Annotated in this window: 21 protein-coding genes; 13 read left to right on the plus strand and 8 right to left on the minus strand. The window is 71.1% G+C overall.

Annotated features, from left to right (window positions below; genetic code table 11):
- A complete protein-coding gene (locus ACYUED_RS03670) occupies positions 1-1,272 on the plus strand; it encodes a sugar ABC transporter permease (RefSeq protein WP_491290879.1) in 1,272 nt (423 codons plus the stop codon).
- Positions 1,273-1,332: 60 nt separating this feature from the next.
- Here the strand turns inward: ACYUED_RS03670 and ACYUED_RS03675 are convergent, their stop codons facing one another.
- Positions 1,333-1,578, minus strand: a complete 246-nt coding sequence (locus tag ACYUED_RS03675) for a type A2 lantipeptide (protein ID WP_491290880.1) — start codon at positions 1,576-1,578, stop codon at positions 1,333-1,335.
- Positions 1,579-2,049: 471 nt separating this feature from the next.
- Here ACYUED_RS03675 and ACYUED_RS03680 point away from each other — a divergent pair, with 471 nt between their 5' ends.
- The 5 genes from ACYUED_RS03680 to ACYUED_RS03700 all read left to right on the plus strand — a co-directional run bounded on the left by ACYUED_RS03680 (position 2,050) and on the right by ACYUED_RS03700 (position 7,672).
- The gene (locus tag ACYUED_RS03680) at positions 2,050-2,871 is read left to right on the plus strand and encodes a transglutaminase domain-containing protein (protein WP_491290881.1); all 822 of its coding nucleotides are present in this window, start codon (positions 2,050-2,052) and stop codon (positions 2,869-2,871) included.
- Positions 2,872-2,980: 109 nt separating this feature from the next.
- Positions 2,981-5,152: a serine/threonine-protein kinase gene (locus ACYUED_RS03685; RefSeq protein WP_491290882.1), complete on the plus strand. Its 2,172-nt coding sequence runs from the start codon at positions 2,981-2,983 to the stop codon at positions 5,150-5,152.
- A gap of 133 nt (positions 5,153-5,285) precedes the next feature.
- Complete coding sequence (locus ACYUED_RS03690) at positions 5,286-6,494, plus strand: MFS transporter (RefSeq protein ID WP_491290883.1); 1,209 nt, start codon at positions 5,286-5,288, stop codon at positions 6,492-6,494.
- 93 nt (positions 6,495-6,587) lie between these two features.
- On the plus strand, positions 6,588-6,884 hold the full coding sequence (locus ACYUED_RS03695) for a zinc-ribbon domain-containing protein (RefSeq protein ID WP_491290884.1): 297 nt from the start codon (positions 6,588-6,590) through the stop codon (positions 6,882-6,884).
- Positions 6,885-6,931: 47 nt separating this feature from the next.
- The gene (locus ACYUED_RS03700; RefSeq protein ID WP_491290885.1) at positions 6,932-7,672 is read left to right on the plus strand and encodes a maleylpyruvate isomerase family mycothiol-dependent enzyme; all 741 of its coding nucleotides are present in this window, start codon (positions 6,932-6,934) and stop codon (positions 7,670-7,672) included.
- On the opposite strand, the gene ACYUED_RS03705 is transcribed toward ACYUED_RS03700, so the two are convergent.
- A complete protein-coding gene (locus ACYUED_RS03705; RefSeq protein WP_491290886.1) occupies positions 7,659-8,051 on the minus strand; it encodes a MarR family winged helix-turn-helix transcriptional regulator in 393 nt (130 codons plus the stop codon). The two genes, ACYUED_RS03700 and ACYUED_RS03705, sit on opposite strands and share 14 nt — an antisense overlap.
- An 85-nt stretch (positions 8,052-8,136) precedes the next feature.
- On the opposite strand from ACYUED_RS03705, the gene ACYUED_RS03710 reads away from it, so the two are divergent.
- A complete protein-coding gene (locus ACYUED_RS03710; RefSeq protein WP_491290887.1) occupies positions 8,137-9,612 on the plus strand; it encodes an MFS transporter in 1,476 nt (491 codons plus the stop codon).
- A 74-nt stretch (positions 9,613-9,686) separates the two neighbouring features.
- A complete protein-coding gene (locus ACYUED_RS03715) occupies positions 9,687-9,971 on the plus strand; it encodes a DUF6332 family protein (protein WP_491290888.1) in 285 nt (94 codons plus the stop codon).
- On the opposite strand, the gene ACYUED_RS03720 is transcribed toward ACYUED_RS03715, so the two are convergent.
- From ACYUED_RS03720 to ACYUED_RS03730, 3 genes are all read right to left on the minus strand, one after another.
- Positions 9,932-10,597 (minus strand): response regulator transcription factor, encoded by a 666-nt coding sequence (locus tag ACYUED_RS03720; RefSeq protein ID WP_491290889.1) that lies wholly within the window; start codon positions 10,595-10,597, stop codon positions 9,932-9,934. The two genes, ACYUED_RS03715 and ACYUED_RS03720, sit on opposite strands and share 40 nt — an antisense overlap.
- Positions 10,594-11,829 carry a sensor histidine kinase gene (locus tag ACYUED_RS03725; protein ID WP_491290890.1) on the minus strand — a complete coding sequence of 412 codons (1,236 nt, stop codon included), beginning with the start codon at positions 11,827-11,829 and terminating at the stop codon, positions 10,594-10,596. Before ACYUED_RS03725 ends, ACYUED_RS03720 begins: the two co-directional genes overlap by 4 nt.
- 114 nt (positions 11,830-11,943) lie before the next feature.
- Positions 11,944-12,630, minus strand: coding sequence for a TetR/AcrR family transcriptional regulator (locus ACYUED_RS03730; RefSeq protein ID WP_491290891.1), 687 nt, complete (start codon positions 12,628-12,630; stop codon positions 11,944-11,946).
- Positions 12,631-12,797: 167 nt separating this feature from the next.
- Here ACYUED_RS03730 and ACYUED_RS03735 point away from each other — a divergent pair, with 167 nt between their 5' ends.
- Positions 12,798-13,247 (plus strand): nitroreductase family deazaflavin-dependent oxidoreductase, encoded by a 450-nt coding sequence (locus tag ACYUED_RS03735; protein ID WP_491290892.1) that lies wholly within the window; start codon positions 12,798-12,800, stop codon positions 13,245-13,247.
- Here ACYUED_RS03735 and ACYUED_RS03740 read toward each other — a convergent pair.
- Positions 13,237-14,562: a geranylgeranyl reductase family protein gene (locus ACYUED_RS03740; protein ID WP_491290893.1), complete on the minus strand. Its 1,326-nt coding sequence runs from the start codon at positions 14,560-14,562 to the stop codon at positions 13,237-13,239. The two genes, ACYUED_RS03735 and ACYUED_RS03740, sit on opposite strands and share 11 nt — an antisense overlap.
- Positions 14,563-14,694: 132 nt before the next feature.
- Here ACYUED_RS03740 and ACYUED_RS03745 point away from each other — a divergent pair, with 132 nt between their 5' ends.
- The 3 genes from ACYUED_RS03745 to ACYUED_RS03755 all read left to right on the plus strand — a co-directional run bounded on the left by ACYUED_RS03745 (position 14,695) and on the right by ACYUED_RS03755 (position 17,571).
- Positions 14,695-16,050 (plus strand): dipeptidase, encoded by a 1,356-nt coding sequence (locus ACYUED_RS03745; protein ID WP_491290894.1) that lies wholly within the window; start codon positions 14,695-14,697, stop codon positions 16,048-16,050.
- A gap of 244 nt (positions 16,051-16,294) precedes the next feature.
- On the plus strand, positions 16,295-16,504 hold the full coding sequence (locus ACYUED_RS03750; protein ID WP_491290895.1) for an MBL fold metallo-hydrolase: 210 nt from the start codon (positions 16,295-16,297) through the stop codon (positions 16,502-16,504).
- An 11-nt stretch (positions 16,505-16,515) separates the two neighbouring features.
- Positions 16,516-17,571: a BUD32 family EKC/KEOPS complex subunit gene (locus ACYUED_RS03755; RefSeq protein ID WP_491290896.1), complete on the plus strand. Its 1,056-nt coding sequence runs from the start codon at positions 16,516-16,518 to the stop codon at positions 17,569-17,571.
- A gap of 87 nt (positions 17,572-17,658) precedes the next feature.
- Here ACYUED_RS03755 and ACYUED_RS03760 read toward each other — a convergent pair whose 3' ends face one another.
- Together ACYUED_RS03760 and ACYUED_RS03765 are read right to left on the minus strand one after the other, a co-directional pair.
- Positions 17,659-18,702 (minus strand): NUDIX hydrolase, encoded by a 1,044-nt coding sequence (locus ACYUED_RS03760; RefSeq protein ID WP_491290897.1) that lies wholly within the window; start codon positions 18,700-18,702, stop codon positions 17,659-17,661.
- 144 nt (positions 18,703-18,846) lie between these two features.
- Positions 18,847-19,065: a hypothetical protein gene (locus ACYUED_RS03765; RefSeq protein WP_491294831.1), complete on the minus strand. Its 219-nt coding sequence runs from the start codon at positions 19,063-19,065 to the stop codon at positions 18,847-18,849.
- A 352-nt stretch (positions 19,066-19,417) separates the two neighbouring features.
- Between ACYUED_RS03765 and ACYUED_RS03770 the strand changes: the two genes are divergently transcribed.
- Positions 19,418-21,439 (plus strand): NPCBM/NEW2 domain-containing protein, encoded by a 2,022-nt coding sequence (locus ACYUED_RS03770; RefSeq protein WP_491290898.1) that lies wholly within the window; start codon positions 19,418-19,420, stop codon positions 21,437-21,439.
- Positions 21,440-21,477 lie beyond the last annotated feature (38 nt).

Raw genomic sequence — 21,477 nt, forward strand, 5'->3', positions numbered from 1 at the left:
ATGCGCCGCACTGCGGACAGCACGCGGGCGGACGGCGCCGTACCGGTCGACGAGGCCCGCCCGACACAGCGCGGGCAGGCCGCCGCCCTCGTCCTGAGGAGCTGGGGTGTCTCCCTCCGGCGCAGGTTCCGCGCCGGTGAGCTGGGCTCGCTCCCCGTCGTCCTCGTGCTCGCCACGGTCTGGATCATCTTCCAGTCCCTCAACTCGAACTTCCTCTCGCCGCGCAACCTGTCCAATCTGAGCGTGGACATCGTGGGTACGGGCCTGATCGCGGTCGGCATCGTCTTCGTGCTGCTGCTCGGTGATCTCGACCTGTCGGTCGGCTCGATCAGCGGCTTCGCCGCGGCCGTCTTCGCCGTTCTGAACGTGAACCACGGGGTGCCCGAATGGCTCGCTGTCATCGTCGCGGTGCTCGTGGGCACGGTGACGGGAGCCGTCCAGGGCTTCTCGTGCGCCAAGACCCGGGTGCCGGTGTTCGTCGTCACGCTCGCGGGGCTGCTCACCTGGAACGGCCTCATGCTCTACATCCTCGGCACCAGCGGCACCATCAACCTGGACGAAAACGGGCTGGTCGCCAAGCTGACCAGCTACTACTTCACCAACGACGGTGTCGCCTACGGCCTGGCGGCGGTCTGCGCGGGCATCGTCTTCCTGATCATGTACCAGAACAGGCGGCGCCGAATGGCCGTCGGCATGCCGCACCGCTCACTGCGGGACATCGGGGTGCACACGGGCGGACTCGCGGTGATCGCGTTCACCTCGGCCTATCTGCTCAACCGGTTCCAGGGTCTGCCGCTCGCCCTGCTGATCTTCCTCGTGGTGGTGGCGGGCCTCGACATCGTCCTGCGCCACACGCATTACGGCCGGCAGGTCTACGCACTCGGCGGCGGCGTCGAGGCTGCGCGCCGCGCCAGCCTCAACGTGACGGCCATCCAGACCGCGGTGCTCGCGGTGTCGGGGACGATGGCCGCGATCGGCGGCCTGTTCCTGGCTTCGCGCATCACATCGGTGAGCCAGGGTTCGGGATCGGGTGTCCTGCTGCTCAACGCCATCGCGGCGGCCGTCATCGGCGGCACCAGCCTGTTCGGAGGGCGGGGCACGACCTGGTCGGCGGTGCTCGGCATGCTGGTCATCCAGTCGATCTCCTCCGGCATGTCGATCACGGACACCCCCACGGCCATCCAGTTCGTCATCACGGGCGGGGTGCTCTTCGCGGCCGTGGTCATCGACGCGCTGGCGCGACGCTCGCAGGAGACCCACGGCCGGGCCTGACGCGAAACGTCCGTGGGCCCCGGATCGATCGATCCGGGGCCCACGGACGAGCAGATGTCGTCAGGCAGACAGGGGCGTCTGCAGGCTCGCACCCGCGGTCAGGCCCTGCAGGGACCCGCCGGCCACGAGGCCTCCGGCGATGTCACCGAGCGGCGTCTGGAGGGAGAGACCGCCGGAGCCGCCGAGCGCAAGGTCGCCGACCGGGAGGCCGCCGACCGGGAGGTCGCCGAGCCCGAGGCCGCCGGAAACGTTCTCCATCTCGGCGTCGGACATCTCGGTCGTCTCGACCTGGGAGGCAAGGTTCATCACGCGCGATCCTTTCGAGTAACCACTTCGGAATGGCAGAGTTCGCCCGATCCTCGACAAGGAGAACCTCTCCCGCGACCTGCACCACGGGCAGGATCAAAGCACGCCTGCAATCGGACGGCCAACCGTCCGGGGCTTGGCCGGTACACCTGGCGAAAGGTGCCTTCACCTGCGTGTGAGCGCGGTGACCGTACATACCGACACCCTTCACACAGCCTGCCGCCCCGCTGCACGCGCAACCATTGCCACCGATTTCCGGGCGCACGCTTTTCCGGCAAATCCGCCGGACGTCGGCAAAGTCGTGACGGCTTTTCAGGTTCCCTGCGACCTGCCCGTGAACGGTGTGCAGGTTCACCGGATGTTCGGCACCCGCGGACCTCCGCACCACCCGCCAGAGTTGAACGCGTTCAGTTTTTCCGCCAAGATGCCTGTGCGAGCCATCGCGGAGCACTGGACGAGAGGACCACGGTCATGACGAGCTCACTGCTCACGCCACGAGGCCGTCGCCACGTCGGCACGACGGGGGCGGGACGAGAGGCGGGACCGGCGGCGGGGAGCACGGCCCCGACGCGGATCCTCGACTGGCAGCATCCGCTTGTCACCTCCCTGCTCCGGCAGACCGACATGGCGTCCGACTCGGCGGCCGGCCCGGTGGCCGCCGCGGAGCCCGCCCGCGGGATCGCGGCCCTGCGCCGGGCCCACCGACGGATCGCCTCGACCGTCCGGCCGGTGTACTCGGTGCAGGACGAGCGCCCCGTGTCCGCGGTGCTTCGCCACGGCCGCGGCTCGTGCAGTCAGCGCCTGGCCGTACTGGAGTCCGTGGCACGGGCGTCCGGGGTGGCCACGCGGGTGCGCGGCCTGCTGGTGGACGGGGCGTTCTGGTATCCGCGCTTCCCCCGGCTGCAGCGGATCGTCCCGGACCGGGTGCTGCTGGCGTGGCCGGAATTCCGCCTCGACGCGCTGTCGCCCAGCGCGCACCCCACGGCTCCCTGGCTGCCGGTCTCGGAACTCTTCGGCAGTCTCGACGAGTTGAGCGACGGTGAGGGAGGTGGCTTCACCAATGCCGGCGCGGAGACGCTCTTCGACGCGCTGTCCCGGACGGCGATCGACTGGGACGGTGCGACGCTCTGCCCGGCCACCGGCGCCGCATGCGACCTCTCGGCCCATGTCCTGGCGGACCTGGGTCACTTCGACTCACGTGACGAACTCTTCGCACAGCACGGCCAGACGCTCTGCCGAACGGCGAGAATGCTGGCCGAGCCGGTCCTGGGGCGTCGCTCGGCGGGCGCCTGACGACCAGCAGTCCCCCGCGCCCCTTCACCTGGGTGTGGGCCCGGACCAGCGCTAGAGTGAGCGGTTCATGCCAGCAGAATCCGGGACCGGCGCCGGTGAAGGAGTTGCGGTGACTTTGGGCGAGGGGGACCCTCGGTCCGTCGGCGGCTACCGAATCGAATCGCGGATCGGCATCGGCGGCATGGGCGTCGTCTACCTCGGCAGATCGGCATCCGGACGGACCGTGGCCGTCAAGGTCGTCCACACGAGGTACGCGGACAACGCCGAGTTCCGGGCCAGGTTCCGGCAGGAGATCGCGGCCGCGCGCCAGGTCAGCGGTGCGTTCACCGCACCGGTCGTGGACGCCGACCCGGACGCGGATCGGCCATGGATGGCCACCGCGTACGTTCCCGGTCACACGCTCGCCGAACGGGTCGCGCAGACCGGTGCGCTGGACTGGCCCGCCCTGCGCCGGCTCGGCACCGAACTCGCCGAGGCGCTGCGGGAGATCCATCGCGCGCAGGTCGTGCACCGGGATCTCAAGCCCAGCAATGTGCTGCTGCTGGAGGGCGAGGGCGACAACGGAGCGGTGCGCGTCATCGACTTCGGCATCTCCCGCGCGGCCAGCAGCGATGTCCGGACCCAGACCGGCCTGGTGATGGGCTCACCGCCTTTCATGGCACCGGAGCAGTTCAGCCGCCCGCGCGAGGTCGGGCCCGCCGTTGACGTCTTCTCCCTGGGCGCGGTGCTCGTCTACGCGGCCACCGGGCGCAGCCCGTTCGAGGCGGAGAACGCCTATCTCGCCGCGTACAACACCGTGCACAGTGAGCCCGACCTGGGCGAACTGCCAAAGCCACTGCGCCCGTTGGTGTCGGCCTGCCTGGCGAAGGAGCCGGCGGACCGGCCCACGTCGGGCGAGGTGCTGGACGCCCTGGCGGCGCTCCCGGAAGAAGTGCCCGGTCAAAAGGCCGACGCGGAGCCGGCCCGGATCGCGTCGGCCCCGGCGCCGGGAACAGTGCCCCGGCCGTCCGAAAGGACCGAACAGGTCGAACGGGCCGAACCTGAGCGACGCAGGAGGACGAAGCTGTGGGCGGCCGTCGCCGTCGCCGCCCTCCTCGGCGTGGCCGGCGCGGGCGCGGCAGCGGTGATCGGCGGCGCCCCGGCAAGCACCGCCGACGGGGTCGGCCAAGCGGACACCCGGCCGGCGTCCCATGGTTCGGTGCCGCCGGGCTGGAAGCCCTGGCGCAACGCGCTGGAGCCGGACAAGGGCGATCCGATGGCCACGTCGCCGTCCTGCACACCGGACGCTCTCGGCGTCTTCTGCTCCTCCGCACAGACCGCGCTGATCCGGCTGAGCGCCACGACGGGACGGGCGGTGTGGACGAAGCCCATGAGCAAGAAGCGGGTCAGCGGCTTCTCCGTGAGCCGGCCCGCCGTCCACGACGGCGTGGTGCACGTCCGCAGTGCCGATCGCTCGGAGGGAGTGGACACCTTCGACGGCCGTACCGGCAGGCGACTGTGGCGTCTGGACGGTCCGGTCGGCGAGTTCTCGTATGTGAGCGGCGTACTGCTCGTCAGGCTGAACGAGCTCGGGCCCACCGGCAGCCCACGCTATGCGGCCTACGAGGCGCGCACAGGCAAGGAGTTGTGGCAGCGCGAGCTGACATCCCGCTCACCCAGCCCGTTCTACGAGGGGCCCGAGCGGACGCTCTACGCCGACCTGCGCAGCGGCTCCGGCCGGATCGCCCGCCTCGACGCGCGCACGGGGCGAACACTGAGCACGGTCAGGGCACCCACGGGCGTCCTGTGGCTGGCCGCGGTCCACGACGGCACGGCTTACTACGCGCGCTGGGAGAAGGACAGCGGGGTGTCCTCCGCCTTCTTCATCCAGGACCTCAGCAGCGGGAAGACCCGTCGTATCGACTTTCCCTGGAGTGTCGAGCCGGAGACGCCACCGCTCGTGCACGGCGACACGATGTACATCTTCGACTACGGCAACGAGACCCTGCTCGCCCTCGATCTCAAACGCGGAAAACCGCTGTGGACCAGTTCGCGCGAGCTGCGCGTCTTCAGCGAACCCGCCCTCCACGACGGCCGGTTGTACGTCAACCTGCCGGACACGAGCATCATCGCTCTCGACCCGCGCACGGGCAGGGAGATCGGACGCACCACCCCCGCCTTCGACACCGAGGGCCGCTCCTTCGAGGAGCTCACACCGAGCTCGGTGCCGCCGCTGCTGGTGGGCACGGTGCTGTACGGGGTGAGCGATCCGGGGATCTTCTCGGTGGCCGACGTCCAGTGACCGATACGGAACCGTGCCCACCGACCGGGACGAAGGCACGCCGGCCACCGCACAGGAGGCCTCGGCCCCCTCAGCGTCGCAGAAGAACCCCGGCCCCCTTGCCTCGGCCGCACCCGGCTCCTAGCCTGACTTTGTGCCGCAAATAAACAAATCCCGAACGCACAACGTCGTGCCGGGCAACCGCACCACCGACCTCCCCCGGCTCCGCACAGCCCTGACCGTGTTCTTCGCCCTCGACGGCTTCGTCTTCGCCGGCTGGGTCGTCCGCATCCCCGCCATCAAGCAGCAGACGGGAGCCTCCGCCAGCGCCCTCGGCCTAGCGCTGCTCGGCGTCTCCGCCGGTGCCGTCGTCACGATGATGCTCACCGGTCGTCTGTGCCGCCGCTACGGCAGCCACCCGGTCACCGTGATCTGCGGCATCCTGCTGTCCCTCAGCGTCGCCCTGCCCCCGCTCACCCACTCGGCGCTGACCCTCGGCGCCGTCCTGCTGGTCTTCGGCGCCGCCTACGGAGGGATAAACGTCGCGTTCAACAGCGCGGCGGTCGACCTGGTCAGAGCCCTGCAACGGCCCATCATGCCCAGTTTCCACGCCGCCTTCAGCCTGGGCGGCATGATCGGCGCCGGACTCGGCGGCCTGATCGCCGGGTCCCTGTCCCCCCCATGGCACCTGCTCGGCCTCACCGTGATCGGACTGCTCGTCACGGCCCTGACGGGCCGGGTCCTCCTGCGCATCCAGCCCCCGGGACCACCCGAGACGTCACCGACGGACGAACCCGCGCCACGCCGCCTGGACACCCGTACCCGCGGTCTCGTCGTCACCTTCGGCCTGATCGCCCTGTGCACGGCATACGGCGAGGGAGCACTGGCGGACTGGAGCGCCCTGCACCTGGAACAGGACCTCCACGCCACACCGGGCGCGGCGGCGGTCGGCTACTCCAGCTTCGCGCTTGCCATGACCATCGGCCGGCTCACCGGCACCCGGCTGCTCGAACGCCTGGGCCGGACCCGCACCCTGGTCCACGGCGGCACCACGGCCGCGGTCGGCATGCTGCTCGGCGCGCTCGCCCCCTCCCTGTGGGCAGCGCTCCTCGGCTTCGTCGTCACCGGGCTCGGCCTCGCCAACCTCTTCCCCGTCGCCGTCGAACGCGCCGGCACGCTGGCCGGCCCCGACGGGGTCGCGATCGCGTCCACCCTCGGCTACGGCGGCATGCTCCTGGGGCCACCCGCCATCGGTTTCATGGCGGACTGGTTCTCGCTTCCCGCCGCCCTCACCAGCGTCGCGGTACTTGCCGCCACGGCAGCCGCCATAGGACTCGTCACCCGACGTGCGGCAGCACGCTGACTCCGCCCGGCAGTCCGTGCCGTTTCCGGGAGAGGATGGCGGTCGGCGTCCTCCATCCGGCGCCGGGCACTGACCCAGGAAAGGGCCGACCTCGTGATCGTCTTTGGCACCAAGGGATATCTGTACCAGCTCGCGATACTGACGCTGGTGTGCGGCAGTTGCGGCACTCCCGCCGCGCACACGCTCAGGAAGCGCGTCACGAAGTTCACCCTGTTCTTCGTGCCGCTGTTCCCCATCTCCACGAAGTACGCGACGCAGTGCACGTTCTGCGGCGCGGAGCAGAAGGTCACGAAGGAGCAGGCCGAGCAGTTGCAGGCGCAGGCCGCGGGCCTTGCCGGCGGTCAGTCGTACGGGCAGCCGCAGCAGCCGCACCGGCACCCCGGAGTCTGATCAGTCGCTGCCGGATGCCGATGTCGTGCGTCCGGCACACTCTTCCCATGAAGACAGCCCAGTTCGTGGAGGTCCTGGACCGGGAGGGGCATCTCCTCTCCCTTGCGGCCGAGGCGGCGGGGACCGACGCCGAGGTGCCGACCTGCCCTCCGTGGCAGGTGCGTGATCTGGTGCGGCACACCGGGATGGTGCACCGCTGGGCGGCCGCGTTCGTGGCCGAGGGACACACCTCGTACCACCCCGACGGCGGACTGCCCGACCTGGACGGCGACGAACTGCTCGCCTGGTTCCGCGCAGGACACCGACACCTCGTCGACACCCTCTCCAGCGCCCCGCCCGACGTGCGGTGCTGGCACTTCCTGCCCGCGCCCTCCCCGCTCGCGTTCTGGGCACGCCGCCAGGCGCACGAGACCACGGTGCACCGGATCGACGCGGAGAGTGCGCGGGGCGGCGCCCAGGCCGAGATCGCCCCCGTCTTCGCGGCGGACGGCATCGACGAGCTGTTGCGCGGCTTCCACGCCCGCAGCCGGAGCAAGGTCCGCAGCGACGAGCCCCGAGTGCTGCGGGTGCGGGCGACGGACGCGGACGACGCGGTGTGGACCGTACGACTGTCCCAGGAGCCGCCCGTGGCCACGCGGGACGGGGCGGGGGACGCGGACTGCGAAGTGGCGGGGCCCGCCGGGCAGTTGTATCCGGCGTTGTGGAACCGGCTCCCGTTCCCCAAGGTCACCGGGGACGCCGCCGTCGCCGCGCTGTGGCGCGAGAAGTCTGCCGTCACCTGGAGCTGAGGTCGCCCGCCAGCATTTTCGCCAGCACCGCGCGCTGCACCGGCAGCACCTCGCCGTGCAGCGTGCTGCCCCTCCCGGTGAGGGCCACGCGGACGCCCCGCCGGTCCTCCGCGCACATGGCACGCTCGACGAGGCCGTCCTTCTCCAGCCGGGCGATGAGCCGCGACAGCGCGCTCTGGCTCAGATGGACGCGCTCGGAGATCTCCTGCACGCGATAGCCGTGGGCTTCGCCGGCCAGGACGTCCAGCACCTCGAAGTCGCTGGCGCACAGGCCGTGTTGGTGCAGTTCACGGTCGAGTTCGCACTGGGTGCGCGCATGCAGTGCCAGGATGTCCCGCCACTGGCCCGCGAGCTCCTGCTCGGCCTTCTTCGCCGCCATGGCCGCACCGTAGCAGAGAAGCAAATTTATTGCATCAGAATTAAATGCGTTTGCATTCGATGCATGTACATGTAGTGTCTCGGACATGACCTCTCCGCTCACCACTCCCACGACCGAGGGACGCTGGACCCCCCGGCTGTGGGGCACCCTGCTGGTGCTCTGCGCCGCGATGTTCCTGGACGCGCTCGACGTGTCGATGGTCGGCGTCGCGCTGCCGTCCATCGGCACCGACCTCGACCTGTCCACCTCGACCCTGCAGTGGATCGTCAGCGGCTACATCCTGGGATACGGCGGCCTGCTCCTGCTCGGCGGACGCACCGCCGACCTGCTCGGCAGACGTCAGGTCTTCCTGATCGCCCTGGGCGTCTTCGCGCTCGCCTCACTGCTCGGCGGGCTCGTCGACTCCGGTCCGCTGCTGATCGCCAGCCGCTTCATCAAGGGCCTGAGCGCGGCCTTCACCGCGCCCGCCGGCCTGTCCATCATCACCACGACCTTCGCCGAGGGCCCGCTGCGCAACCGCGCCCTGTCCATCTACACCACCTGCGCGGCCACCGGCTTCTCGATGGGCCTGGTGCTCTCCGGCCTGCTCACCGAGGCCAGTTGGCGCCTGACCATGCTGCTGCCCGCGCCCATCGCCCTGATCGCCCTGGTGGCGGGCCTGAAGCTGCTCCCGCGCAGCGAGCGCGAGAAGGACCACAACGGCTACGACATCCCCGGCGCCGTCCTCGGCACCGCGTCGATGCTGCTGCTCGTCTTCACCGTCGTACAGGCGCCCCAGGCCGGCTGGGCGTCGGCCCGCACGCTGCTGTCCTTCCTGGCCGTCGCCGTCCTGCTCACCGTGTTCGTCCTGGTCGAGCGGCGCTCTCCCGGTCCGCTGATCCGGCTGGGCGTGCTGCGCTCCGGCAGCCAGATCCGCGCCCAGCTCGGCGCGATGGCCTTCTTCGGGTCCTACGTCGGCTTCCAGTTCCTGGTCACCCTGTACATGCAGTCGCTGCTGGGCTGGTCGGCGCTGCACACGGCGCTCGCCTTCCTGCCGGCGGGCGCGCTGGTGGCCGTGTCGTCCACGAAGGTCGGCTCGATCGTCGACCGGTTCGGCACCCAGCGGCTGATCGCGGCGGGCTTCGCGCTGATGGTCGTCGGGTACGCGCTGTTCCTGCGCGTGAGCCTCGACCCGACCTACGCCGCCGTCATCCTGCCGTCGATGCTGCTGATCGGCGCGGCCTGCGCGCTGGTCTTCCCCTCGCTCAACATCCAGGCCACGAACGGGGTCGAGGACCACGAGCAGGGCATGGTCTCCGGTCTGCTCAACACCTCGGTGCAGGTGGGCGGCGCGATCTTCCTGGCCGTCGTGACGGCCGTGGTGACCGCGGGAGCGCCCGAACACGCCACCCCGCAGGCCGTGTTGGACAGCTACCGGCCCGGTCTGGTGGTGGTCACGGGAATCGCGGTCGCCGGGTTGCTGATCACGCTCACGGGCGTGCGCACCCGTCGACCTCAACAGTCCGTCACGGTCGCCAAGTCCACCGCGGTGGAGGCGGAGCGCGTACCCGTACGCGACTAGGGGGACGCCTCTGCGTCGAGCGCCCGGCGGGGGCCCGCTTGCCCCGCCGGGCGCACGGCTGTGAGACTTCGGGCATGACCGAGCACGGGGGACGGCGCAGTCAGGCCGAGCGGGACGCGATCACCGTCGAGATCGGATACGCGCTGTGCAGCGCGGTGTTCGCGGCAGCGGTCGTCTTCGGGGCGGTCGCCGGTCCGGCGCTGCTCTTCGACCTGCCGCAAGGCGTCGAGACGGTGCTGCTGCGTACCGGCCTCGTGCTCGCCCCCGTGCTGTTCCTCGCCCGGGTGGTCAGTGTGCTGGTCCGTTTCCGGCGGCCGGCTCAGCCCAGCCAGCCCGGCCGCACCAGCCCCGACTCGTAGGCGAGTACGACCAGTTGGGCCCTGTCCCGGGCGCCGAGCTTGACCATCGTGCGGCTGACGTGGGTCTTCGCTGTGAGGGGGCTCACGACCAGACGGCGGGCGATCTCGTCGTTGGACAGACCGATGCCGACCAGGGCCATCACCTCCCGTTCCCGCTCGGTGAGTTCGCCGAGAGCACCCTTTGCCGCCGGTTCCTTGGAGCGGGCCGCGAACTCCGCGATCAGGCGACGGGTCACCCCGGGCGACAGCAGCGCGTCGCCGTCCACCACCGCCCTTACGGCGCGCAGGAGTTCGTCCGGTTCGGTGTCCTTGACCAGGAAGCCGGAGGCACCGGAGCGGATCGCCTCGAAGACGTACTCGTCGAGTTCGAAGGTGGTGAGCATGACCACCTTGACGCCTCGCAGCGCCTCGTCGTCGGTGATCCGACGGGTCGCCGCCAGCCCGTCCAGCACCGGCATGCGGATGTCCATCAGGACGATGTCGGGGCGCAGTTCACGCACCTTGCCCAGCGCCTCCTCACCGTCGGAGGCCTCCCCGGCCACCTCGATGTCGGGCTGTGCGTCGAGCAGTGCCCTGAAGCCGGCCCGCACCAGTGACTGGTCGTCGGCGAGCAGTACACGGATCACCGGTCGTCCTCCTCGGCCTTCACCTTCAACGGCAGTACGGCGAGCACCCGGAAGCCGCCGTCCGTGCGCGGGCCCGCCTCGATCGTGCCACCCAGCGCGGCGGCCCGCTCCCGCATTCCGGCCAGACCGTTGCCGCTGCCGCCCACGTCGGCGCCGGTCGCGGGCCCGTCGTCGTCGACGCACAGCCGCAGCGTCCGCCGGTCGTGGTCGACGTGCACGCGCGCGTGGCGCGAGACCGAGTGCCGTACGACGTTGGTGAGGGCCTCCTGGACGATGCGGAAGGCGGCCAGGTCGGTGCCGGGCGCGAGCCGGGGCGGCTCGCCTTCGACGTCCACCGTCAGCCCCGCGCTCGCCGCCTGCTCCACCAGCTCGGGCAGCCGGTCGAGGCCGGGCGCCGGAGCGCGCGGCGCCTCTCCGGATGCGCGGAGCGTGTCGAGGACCTGGCGGACCTCCCCCAGCGCCTCCTTGCTGGCGGCCTTGATGGTGGTGAGCGCGGTGCGGGCCTGCTCGGGGTCGGTGTCGAGGAGCGCGAGACCGACGCCCGCCTGGACGTTGATCACCGAGATGCTGTGCGCGAGGACGTCGTGCAGCTCGCGGGCGATCCGCAGCCGCTCCTCGTCGGCCCGCCGGCGCGCGGCCTGCGCCCGCTCGGCCCGTTCCCGGACCCACTGCTCGCGCCGAGCCCGGGCCAGTTCCGCCAGCGCCACGATCGCCACCACCCAGGCGGCGATCACGCCTTCCGGCGCCCACGAGGCCGCCGAGTCCGCGGACGGCGGCAGCCAGCGGTACAGCCACTGGCCCACCAGCACATGCCCGACCCAGAGCATCCCCACCGCGGCCCAGGCCGCCCGCCGATGTCCCGCGACCACGGCACTGAAGCAGCCCAGTGCGACGGTGAGGAAGACCGGCCCGTACGGGTAGCCCGCGCCCAGGTAGATCATCGCCGCTGCCGCCGTACCGAAGACGACGGCCACCGGATGCCTCAGTCGCCACAGGAGCAGCACCGAGCCCACCAGCAGCAGTGCGCGCGCGAACGGGTCCAGGGCGGCCCGCTCGCCCGCCTGCTGGTGTGCCGCGTAGTTGGAGCCGGCGAGCACGAAGATCGTGAGCAGCCCGGTGGAACGCCACGGCCACCGGGTCGACTGCTGTTCGTCGACCCAGCGGTTCAGCCCCGGCGGCCCGTGCCGCCACCAGTGAGGCGGGCCGGCCCCGCGTGCTCGCTGCTCGTCCATGCCCGCCACGCTAGACGTCATCGTGCCTGGTGGGCGTCAGCCGGGCGTGGTGATCAGGCGTACTCCACGGGAAGTACGCGGGGCGCCCGCGCTCACCTCAGGCCCACTCGGCTCTCACCTCAGCCCCACTCCCCGGGCGAGCTGTACGACGGCGTGCCGGAAGAACCTTTCCCGGTCCTCGACCATGCGGTTGAACTGTCCGAACAGCTCGAAGCCGACCAGTCCGAACAACTGGGCCCAGGCCGCGACCAGGGCCGCCGACACCTCCGGCGGGAGGTCGGGGGCGATGTCGGCGCTGAGGCGCTCGGCCTCGGGGCGCAGTTCGGCGGGGAGCGGGGGGAAGGTCACGCCCGGGCCCCTGACGGCGTCGCGCAGGATGCCGATCATCACGAGGCCGACGCGGGACGCGGCCGGGATGGTGGTGTCGGGGGCGACGTAGCCGGGGACCGGAGAGCCGTAGATCAGGGCGTATTCATGGGGGTGCGCGAGGGCCCAGGCACGTACGGCTTCGCAGACGGCGGTCCAGCGTGGGGTGGGGGCGGCGTCGGAGGCGGCGTCGCGCGCCGTCTCCGCGGCCTCGCCGACGGAGTCGTACGCGTCGATGATGAGTGCCGTCAGCAGGTCGTCGCGGCTCGGGAAGTAGCGGTAGAGCGCGGAGGAGACCATCCCCAGCTCCCGGGCGACGGCGCGCAGCGAGAGTTTGGCGGCACCCTCGGCGGCGAGCTGTCTGCGTGCCTCGTCCTTGATGGCGGCGGTGACCTCGATCCTGGCTCGGGCGCGGGCGCTGTGTGCGGTACTCATGGGAGCAGTCTCCCACGAACAAGAGCAGTGCACACAAAGGAGAGCAGCGAACAAAAAAGAGAGCACTGCTCTTGCCATGGATCACCGATCCGGTGCAGAATCTCAACTAGCGAGAGCAGCGCTCACAAAAGAGAGCGGCGCTCTTCACGTGACCGATGGGGGTCCTCATGTCCACGCACGTCCAGAAGCCCGGCTGGTTCACCGTCAACGTGTTCAACCGCGCCGTGGCATGGATGACCCGCCGCGGCCTCAGCGTCTGGGGCTCCAGGGTTCTGGCGGTCCGCGGCCGCAAGAGCGGCGAGTGGCGGACCACCCCCGTGAACCTGCTGACCGTGGACGGACAGCAGTACCTGGTCGCGCCGCGCGGCCACGTCCAGTGGACGCACAACATGCGCGCGGCGGGCGGCGGTGAGCTGCGGCTCGGCAAGAACGTGGACGTGTTCACCGCGACCGAGGTCGGCGACGACGACAAGGTCCCGCTGCTGCGGGCCTACCTCAAGCGCTGGAAGGCCGAGGTCGGGGTCTTCTTCAACGGGGTCGGCCCCGACTCGCCGGACACCGAGCTGCGGCGCATCGCACCCGACCACCCCGTCTTCCGCGTCACCGTCACGAGCTGACCTCGCCGCCCGCCGAAGGCTCGTCGCCCCCCGGGGACCCGCTGGACACCTGCGACTCGCCGGACACCGGTGACTCGCCACCCAGCGGGGACTCGCCACCCACCGGCCGACGCCGGTCGAGCGCGGTCAGCGCGCGCTGGGCCATGGGGCGGGTGCGCACGAGCTCGGCGAGGGACGTCGCCCCCCGTGTGATGTCCCTGAACGCGTTCCACGCGGGCCGGAAACCGGTCAGCGCCGCGTGGAACAGGCCGGGACGCCGCTCGAACGCCGTGAGCAGAGCCTTGCCGACGCTCATCTCGACGCCGAGCCCCGCCTTGATCGCGAACGCGTAGTTCAGTGCCTGGCGCCGGGTGTCCACCGCGTCGTGCGCCTCGGCGATCCGCACCGCCCACTCTCCCGCGAGCCGCCCCGAGCGGAGCGCGAACGAGATGCCCTCACGGGTCCACGGCTCCAGCAGACCCGCCGCGTCCCCGCACACCAGCACCCGACCGCGCGACAGGGGCGAGTCGTCGGCCCGGCAGCGGGTCAAGTGGCCGGAGGAGATGCTCGGTTCGAAGCCGGCGAGGCCGAGTCGCCCGATGAACTCCTCCAAGTACCGCTTCGTCGCCGCGCCTTCACCGCGCGCCGAGATCACGCCGACCGTGAGCGTGTCGCCCTTGGGGAACACCCAGCCGTAACTGCCGGGCATCGGCCCCCAGTCGATGAGCACCCGCCCCCGCCAGTCCTCGGCGACGGTCTCCGGCACCGGGATCTCCGCCTCCAGGCCGAGATCCACCTGGTCGAGCTTCACCCCGACGTGCGCTCCTATGCGGCTGGCGCTGCCGTCGGCGCCCACCACGGCCCGCGCGAGCAGCGTCTCGCCGCCCTGCAGGAACAGGGCGACGGTACGCCGGTCCGGCACCGCCGACCCGTGCTGCTCGACGCGCTGCACGGTGACGCCCGTCCGCAGCTCGGAGCCCGCCTTCTGCGCGTGCTCGACGAGCTGCTGGTCGAACTCGGGCCGGTTGATCAGCCCGAACAGCATCTGCCGGGAGCGCCGGGTCCGCGTGAAGCGGCCGTTGTTCGAGAACGTCACCGCGTGTACCCGGTCGCGCAGCGGCAGCTCGAAGCCGGGCGGCAGGGAGTCGCGCGAGGGGCCGATGATCCCGCCGCCGCACGTCTTGTAACGCGGCAGCTCCGCCTTCTCCAGCAGCAGCACGCTGCGCCCCGCGACCGCAGCCGCGTAGGCGGCCGAGGCCCCTGCAGGTCCCGCGCCCACCACGACGACGTCCCACACCCGCTGCACGTCGTCCGCCGAAGAGTTCTCGCCGCTCACGATGGTCCGCTGCTCCGATCAAGCCGCCTGCCGCACCTGTCCCCCGCATCCTACGGCGGACATCACCGCAGGCCGCTGTGGGAGGATCCCGATATCCACCTGTACAACGTCGCACCCACAAGGAGCGTGCCCATGTCGTCGAATCCGGTCGCCGAGACCGTCGCCTCGCTGATACCGAGGGCGAAGGCGGAACTCGCCGAACTGGTGGCGTTCAAGTCGGTGGCGGACTTCGACCAGTTCCCGAAGAGCGAGAGCGAGGGCGCCGCGCACTGGGTCGCCGACGCCCTGCGCACCGAGGGCTTCCAGGACGTGGCCCTCCTCGACACCCCCGACGGCACCCAGTCCGTCTACGGCTACCTGCCCGGCCCCGAGGGCGCCAGGACCGTCCTGCTCTACGCCCATTACGACGTGCAGCCGCCGCTGGACGAGGCCGCCTGGACCAGTCCGCCGTTCGAGCTGACGGAGCGCGACGGCCGCTGGTACGGGCGCGGTGCCGCCGACTGCAAGGGCGGCGTGATCATGCACCTGCTCGCGCTGCGCACCCTCAAGGCCAACGGCGGCGTTCCCGTGCACGTCAAGGTCATCGCCGAGGGCTCGGAGGAGATGGGCACGGGCGGCCTGGAGCGGTACGCCGAGGAGCACCCCGATCTCCTGACGGCCGACACGATCGTCATCGGCGACGCGGGCAACTTCCGCGTCGGGCTGCCGACGGTCACCTCCACCCTCCGCGGCATGACCCTCGTCCGCGTGCAGATCGACACCCTCCAGGGCAACCTGCACTCCGGCCAGTTCGGCGGCGCCGCCCCCGACGCGCTGGCCGCGCTGATCCGGGTCCTCGACTCGCTGCGCGCGGAGGACGGCTCGACGACGGTCGACGGCCTCGCCCCCGAAAGCCGGTGGGAGGGCCTGCAGTACGACGAGGAGCGGTTCCGCCGGGACGCCAAGGTGCTGGACGGCGTACAGCTCATCGGCTCGGGCACGGTCGCCGACCGGATCTGGGCGCGTCCGGCCGTCACCGTCCTCGGCATCGACTGCCCGCCCGTCGTGGGCGCCACCCCGTCCGTGCAGGCGGGCGCACGCGCGCTGGTCAGCCTGCGAGTGCCGCCGGGCGTGGACGCGGTCGAGGCGACCAAGCTGCTGCAGGCCCACCTGGAGGCCCGCACGCCGTGGGGCGCCCGGGTGAGCGTCGAGCAGGTCGGGCAGGGCCAGGCGTTCAGCGCCGACACCACCAGCCCGGCGTACGCGGCCATGGCCGAGGCGATGGCGGTCGCCTACCCCGGCCAGGAGATGCAGTACGCGGGCCAGGGCGGCTCCATCCCGCTGTGCAACACCCTCGCCTCCCTCTACCCGCAGGCGGAGATCCTCCTGATCGGCCTGAGCGAGCCGGAGGCCCAGATCCACGCCGTGAACGAGAGCGTCTCACCCGAGGAGCTGGAGCGGCTGTCGGTGGCCGAGGCGCTGTTCCTGCGCACCTACGCGGCGAGCTGACCTCCGCTACCCGTCTGCTTTCGGTCTGCTTCCGACAGAGGGCCCTCGTCTTCGGACGGGGGCCCGTCCACGGTCGCCCCTTGGACGTCATCGAACTCGTCCCCGGCCTCCACCTCGTCCGCTTCCCCGTCGGCCAGGCCTCTTCTCCGGCGCGACGGCGACGGGGAGCGGCGCAGCGCGCTGCGCCGAGCGTCGAGACGCTGATCGACTCGGGTCCGGAGGCTCGGGCGCCCGCGTCGCCGCCGTGGCAGCGTTGTTCGGGAACCTGCGGCGCATCGTGCTCACGCACTTCCACGAGGACCACGCGGGCGGGGCCGGCGAACTCGCCGCGCCCCTTCCAGCGGCTCGCGGAGCCGCCTCCGACGTGGCGTGCTTCGGTCACGGCGATCCGGTGATCGCGCACGCCGCGACGGCACTTCGCCGATCGGCAGACACACACCCGCTCGCACCCTGACCATGGAGGTCATGTCCTCCGCCACGCGCCGCGCCGCCCACGCCGACCTCGCCACCTCCCTGGCCCTCCTGGGCGACCGCGAGCTGGCGGACCTGGTGGAGTCGGGGGTGCCCCTCGGTGTCGGGATCGGTGGGCGTTCGGCGTTGGTCGAAGTGGAGGGGCGCCGCGTGTTCGTGAAGCGGGTGCCGCTCACGGACGTCGAGCTGGCACCCGAGAACGCGCAGTCCACGGGGAACTTCTTCGGGCTGCCGCCGAGCTGTCACTACGGCACCGGGCGCAGTCCGGGCTTCGGTGCCTGGCGTGAGCTGGCCGTGCACACGATGACGACGAACTGGGTGCTGGCCGACCGTTTCCCGGGCTTCCCCTTGATGCATCACTGGCGCGTCCTGCCGGACTCCGTACAGCCACTCCCCGAGGAACTGGCCGACGTGGAGCGAGTGGTGGGCTACTGGAGCGGCTCCCGTCAGGTTCGTGAACGCCTTGAGGCCCTGCGGAAGTCGTCCGCAAGCCTCACCCTGTTCCTTGAGTACTTTCCGCACACCCTCCACGACTGGCTCGACACCCAGGTGCGCACGGCCGAATCCGACCGGGTCTGCAGGCGGGTGGACGAGTGGCTGGGGACCCTGAGCGCCTTCCTCCACGATCACGAACTGGCCCATTTCGACGCCCACTTCCAGAACGTCCTCACCGACGGCGACGACTTCTATCTCACCGACCACGGCCTCGCGGTCAGCTCCCGGTTCCGGCTCACCCGGCAGGAGCGCGCCTTCTTCGACCGGCACCGCGACTACGACCTCGTCCATTCCCGGGCTCACCTGGTGAACTGGCTCGTGACCGCTCTGTACGGGTACGACCAACAGGAGCGGGAGGCCTTCGTGCGGGCCTGCGCGATCGGGGCGCACACGGACGGCATCCCCGGGACCGCCGCCGCGATCATCGCCCGTGACGCACCCCTCACCGCCGTCCTCAACGGCTTCTTCGACCGGCTGCGGAAGAACGGCAGCCGCACCCACTACCCATACGAGGAACTACGCCTCGCCTACAACAGCTCCACGCTCTCCGAGTAGTGGCGGACGACCGGGTTCCCACCGCCCCGGTGCGATGAGGACGAGGGAGGTCTCCAGGGTGTCCGCATCTCGGGGATGCGACACACGTCAGCCCACCGGAACGCCCGCCTCCAGGTACATCGCCGCCCCGCGTTCGCGCGCCCGCAACGCCCACCGCAGCCGTTCGTAGCGCACCGGTGGCAGCAGGTCCGCGGCCTCTTCCTCGGTGGCGAACCGCCAGGCGCGCAGTTCGGGCCCGGGCAGCAGGAGTTGTGCCGCCTCCGCGGAGTCGAGGCGACCGCCGTCGAAGAGAAGGCGCAGGCCGCCGTAGCCGGGAGGCGCGGGTGCCTCCCAGTCGACGACCAGGAGGCGGGGAACGTCGTCGAGGTGGATGCCGGTCTCCTCGGCGACCTCGCGCATACCGGCGCGGGCGGGTGCCTCGCCGCGCTCGACGACGCCGCCGGGGAACTCCCAGCCGGCCTTGTAGGTGGGGTCGACGAGAAGGAACCGGTCCTGTTCGTCGAAGAGGAGGACGCCGGCCGCGAGGGTCTCGGAGGTCGGCTCGGGCGTCTGCACGATGTCACACACCGCGACGTCGCCGGCACCGACCGCCTCCGCGATGCGGGCCGCCGCCTGGTAGGCGGTCAGCGCACCGGTGTCGACGAGATGGGCGTCGGCGGTGAGCCAGGAGGCGAGGGCGGCACGGTACGACTCGATGTGGTCGTACGACCACTGCCGTATCCGTATCTCGCCGTCCGGCAGGTCCGGCGGCACCTCCCGACGGGCTATTCGCTCTCGCAGGATCGTTTCCGCCGGGGCGAGAAGGACATGCCGGACCGCGATCCGGCGGGCTGCGAGGCCGCCGAAGATCTCGTCGCGGTACTCCTGGCGCAGCAGGGTCATCGGGACCACGAGGGTCCCGCCGAGCTCGGCGAGCAGGGCGGCCGCCGTGTCGATCACGAGCCGTCGCCAGACCGGCAGGTCCTGGAAGTCGCCGACCTCGGCGAGGTGCTTGGGCGGCAGCAGGTGCGTCAGCGCTCCGCCGATGACCTCGGGGTCGAAGAGCGTGCTGTTCGGGATCAGCTCGATCAGCTCCCGTGCGGTGGTGGTCTTCCCCGCACCGAACGCGCCGTTGATCCAGACGACGGTCACAGGTCCCCCTCTTCTGTTGGCCCCCTGAGGCTTGCCCGCTCCACCCTGCCACCAAAACCAGCCCCCGTTGAGGGCGCCGGGAACGCGGACGCCGGTGGCCCCGTCAGCGGGGACACCGGCGTCGCGCCCGAAAGGCACGGTTCGTCAGCCGACGTGGCCGTTCTTCCCGTGGGGGGCGTTGGCCATGGCCAGGCGGTACTCCTTGGCGATGGTCGGGTCGAGGGCACCGAGGGCCCCCTCGACTTCGGAGCCGAGCACTGCCGGGTGCCCGAGGGAATGGGACGGCGTGGGCGCCGCGTCGTCCGCGGGGGCGGACGACGGCGTGACGGCCGGGCCGTTGCCGACGGCATGGGACGGCGACACGGCCGCGACGACGAAACCGGTGGCGAGGGAGGCGATGGCGAGCATGCTGCGCTTCTTCATGACCGGATCAACTGTCGACCACGGCCAGGGGTCACGCATGCCGGCCGCCGCGTCGGCCTCGTCGGCGACCTGCCGGGCGTCACAGCGGGGCTGCGGACTGCGGGTGCCGTACGCGATGACCTCCAGGCGCCCGGAGAGGGCCGCGGAGCACCATCGTGACCGCGCGGAGGTTCGCGGAGGGCCGGCCCCGATCCGCCCGGCCCGTGCCGACCGCTACGACCTACCGCAAACGCGCAGCCCTGGCATATACATGACGTCATCCCACCTTTCGCGTGTTCGGAGGAACGTAACGATGCGTCACCTTCACACCCGCACAACCCGCCGAAGAGTGGTCGGAGCGCTCACCGCAGGACTCCTGTGCGCGGCGGGACTCGCCGCGCCGGCCCTGGCGGCACCTGTCGGCGAGCCCAGCGCGCCCACCCTGGCCGACGGCCTCGCCCTCACCCCACCCATGGGCTTCAACAACTGGAACTCCACGCACTGCCGTGCCGAGTTCAACGAATCCATGGTCAAGGGAATCGCGGACCTCTTCGTCGAGAAAGGCCTCAAGGACGCCGGATACCAGTACGTCAACCTGGACGACTGCTGGGCCCTGCCGAACCGGGACGCGGACGGCCGGCTCGTACCGGATCCGGTCCGCTTTCCGAACGGGATCAAAGCGGTCGCCGACTATCTGCACTCCAAGGGACTCAAGCTGGGCATCTACACCAGCGCGGGCACGACGACGTGCGACAGTGCCGGATTCCCGGGTGCGCTCGGTCACGAGTACAGCGACGCCCGGCAGTTCGCGGACTGGGGCGTGGACTATCTCAAGTACGACAACTGCAATAACCAGGGCGTGGACGCCAAGCTGCGCTACACGACCATGCGCGACGCCCTGAAGGCGACCGGCCGGCCCATCGTGTACAGCATCTGCGAATGGGGTCAGAACAAGCCCTGGGAATGGGCGGCCGACGTGGGCCATTCGTGGCGCACGACCGGTGACATCAGCGACAGCTGGGGCTCGATGCTGTCCATCCTGAAGCAGAACCTGCCGCTCGCGCCGTACGCGGGCCCCGGGCACTGGAACGACCCCGACATGCTGGAGGTCGGCAACGGCGGCATGACCGACACCGAGTACCGCTCCCACCTCTCGATGTGGTCGGTCATGGCCGCCCCGCTCCTCATCGGATCCGACCTGCGCAAGGCGTCCCGATCGACCTTCGACATCCTCGGCAACAAGGAGGTCGTCGCCGTCGACCAGGACCCGCTGGGCAAGCAGGGCACGGTCGTCTCCTCCGAGGGAGGGCGCTGGGTCGTGGCCAAGGAGATGAAGGACGGCAGCCGCGCGGTGGCCCTCTTCAACGAGTCGGGGACCGCCCAGCACATCGCCACCAGCGCCGGGGCCGTGGGCCTGCCCCACGCCGCCGCGTACACCCTGCGCGACCTGTGGCAGCACAGGAGCTACAACAGCGCCGGCACCATCTCGGCGACCGTCCCGGCGCACGGAACGGTTCTCGTACGGGTCTTCGCCGACCGCAGATGGGCCCAGCAGCCGCCCGCCGTCGAACTCGGCCTGGACGGCAGCCCGTTGATCGAGGCGGGCAAGGCGGCCACGCTGACCTCCGTCGTCACCGACCTGGGCCGTACACCCGCCCTGCGCGTCAGGGCGAAGCTGACCGGGCCCGGGGGATGGACGGTCGGAGCGGCTTCGCGGACCACCTCCGCCGTCGTACCGACCGGCCACGCCCTGCGCACCACGTGGTCCCTCACCCCTCCGGCGGGGACGCCGACCGGTTCGTACGACCTGACGCTCAGGGCGAGTTACCGCTCCCCGACCGGTGTCCGGGTCGACAGTACGGTCCCGCTGACGGCTTCGGTGGTCGTACCGCCGCCCTCGGGCACCTCCGGACTCGGCGACCTGCCATGGCTGTCGGCCACCAACGGCTACGGGCCCGTCGAGCGCAACACCAGCAACGGGGAGAGCGCCGCGGGCGACGGCCACCCCCTGACGATCGGCGGTGTGGTGTACGGCAAGGGGCTCGGCGTCCACGCGGAGAGCGCGGTCGAGTACTACACCGGCACGGCGTGCGAGACGGTCACCGCGGATGTCGGTGTCGACGACGAGAAGGGCGCGAAGGGCACCGTTGCCTTCGAGATCTGGGCCGACGGCACCAAGGTCGCCTCGACGGGCGTTCTCACCAACGCGATGCCGGCCCGGCCGCTGACCGCTGACGTGACCGGCGCCCAGGTGGTCCGCCTGGTCGTGACCGACGGCGGCGACGGCATCGACTCGGACCACGCGGACTGGGCGAACGCCCGGTTGACCTGCTGAGCGCGCCAAAGGCCCGGCAACAGGGTGAACGTTCCTGC

This window comes from Streptomyces sp. DF42 (assembly GCF_058267695.1).